This is a genomic window from Gracilibacillus halophilus YIM-C55.5, assembly GCF_000359605.1.
GTDB classification, from domain to species: domain Bacteria; phylum Bacillota; class Bacilli; order Bacillales; family Amphibacillaceae; genus Gracilibacillus; species Gracilibacillus halophilus.
In genome coordinates, this window is sequence record NZ_APML01000095.1 from 1 (window position 1) to 1,274 (window position 1,274).

Genomic DNA, 1,274 nt, shown 5'->3' on the forward strand with positions numbered 1-1,274 from the left:
GGCTCCTAGTTTGTGAGCGATGAATAGCAAACTTATGTCTGTCTTACTTTATTGTAGTAATGCACACCATATTGTGAGCCTTCAGAGACCATGTCAGCATTATCCAACATATCGGTTTCAGGATGGCCTGCTTCTTCGATTGGCAAATCTTCAGCACCTTGCTTTAAACTTGAGCGAAGGCCATTCCATTTATTTTTTAACATCATACGACGATCTTCATTGATAAGAACACATCCAACGCCAACTAAACTAACTGTTCCAATGATTCCGACAATCAGTCCTTTATTCAAAATAGACCATCCTTTCTACATATTCTTCTAATGTTAGTATACCCGCATGTTCCATTTTAAAACTTCACTGTTGATCAACTACATTTATGTTACAATGAAAATGTGAATGATATTTGAGGTATGTCGACGAGGTGATATTGTGAGAGTAAAATGTGCATTATGTGAAAAAATAGAAAAGATAGATAATGATTCACCCGAGGCGAAAAAATTACGTAACCGACGCATCCATACGTATATGTGCCCGGAATGTAACGAGCGAATTACAACGAAAACAAATGAAAGACACGCTACTGGTAACTTTCAATTATTCCGCCAAAAGAAAACGAAAGACCTTTATATATAACAAACAGAACCCATATAGATTTGGGTTCTGTTTGTTTATGCTCGTTCTTCATCATTATGCTGTTGCTTTCTTTCACGGTGAAGACGTAAACGGTATACCCCCATGACAATTGCAATAATAAACAAACTTTCCGCTAATGGTAAGTTCAGTCCAAAAATCAAGGTAAGAAAAAACGTCCCGATCAATAACAAAATATACACAACAAGCGATTTAACAGGTGATAATTTTTTGGCAAAGCCAAATTTATATGCAAGAATCGCAAATACGACAACCGTAAGATAAAGGTAAAACCAACCTTCTATCAAAGCAGACATCTGACTTTCATTTGTCAAATCAACCGTATCACCGAGATCTTTCATAAAAAAATCGGCAACTGGCCATAAATTATCTGGTACTTCAATTACATTTTGCTGAGTCATTCTTTACCTCCAAAAATTGAGTCACTCTACATACGTTCTATCATACTAAAAGGACATGTGTTATGCTAGTAAAAATTAGATATATGAGGTGATTTGATTGCAAAATTTACAACTATCAAAGCTCATTTTAGCTATGCTTGTCATTTTATCTTTTTCACTCGTTGGCATCGCCATTGCCTACCGAAATATTCTTTTCATCATTCTATCTGCAATTGCTGGTTT

3 protein-coding genes are annotated in these 1,274 nt (G+C 35.6%); 1 reads left to right on the forward strand and 2 read right to left on the reverse strand.

Annotated elements, in window-relative coordinates; translation table 11 throughout:
- Positions 1-32: 32 nt before the first annotated feature.
- Positions 33-290 (reverse strand): hypothetical protein, encoded by a 258-nt coding sequence (locus J416_RS14770; RefSeq protein WP_003475204.1) that lies wholly within the window; start codon positions 288-290, stop codon positions 33-35.
- 139 nt (positions 291-429) lie between these two features.
- On the opposite strand from J416_RS14770, the gene J416_RS15560 reads away from it, so the two are divergent.
- Positions 430-633: a YlaI family protein gene (locus J416_RS15560; RefSeq protein ID WP_003475206.1), complete on the forward strand. Its 204-nt coding sequence runs from the start codon at positions 430-432 to the stop codon at positions 631-633.
- A 35-nt stretch (positions 634-668) separates the two neighbouring features.
- On the opposite strand, the gene J416_RS14775 is transcribed toward J416_RS15560, so the two are convergent.
- On the reverse strand, positions 669-1,052 hold the full coding sequence (locus J416_RS14775; protein WP_003475207.1) for a YlaH-like family protein: 384 nt from the start codon (positions 1,050-1,052) through the stop codon (positions 669-671).
- Between the last annotated feature and the right edge of the window lie 222 nt (positions 1,053-1,274).

What these genes read in the sequence shown, in the direction of transcription:
- J416_RS14775 (WP_003475207.1), bottom strand. Translation starts at nt 1,052, where the DNA reads ATGACTCAGCAAAATGTAATTGAAGTACCAGATAATTTATGGCCAGTT.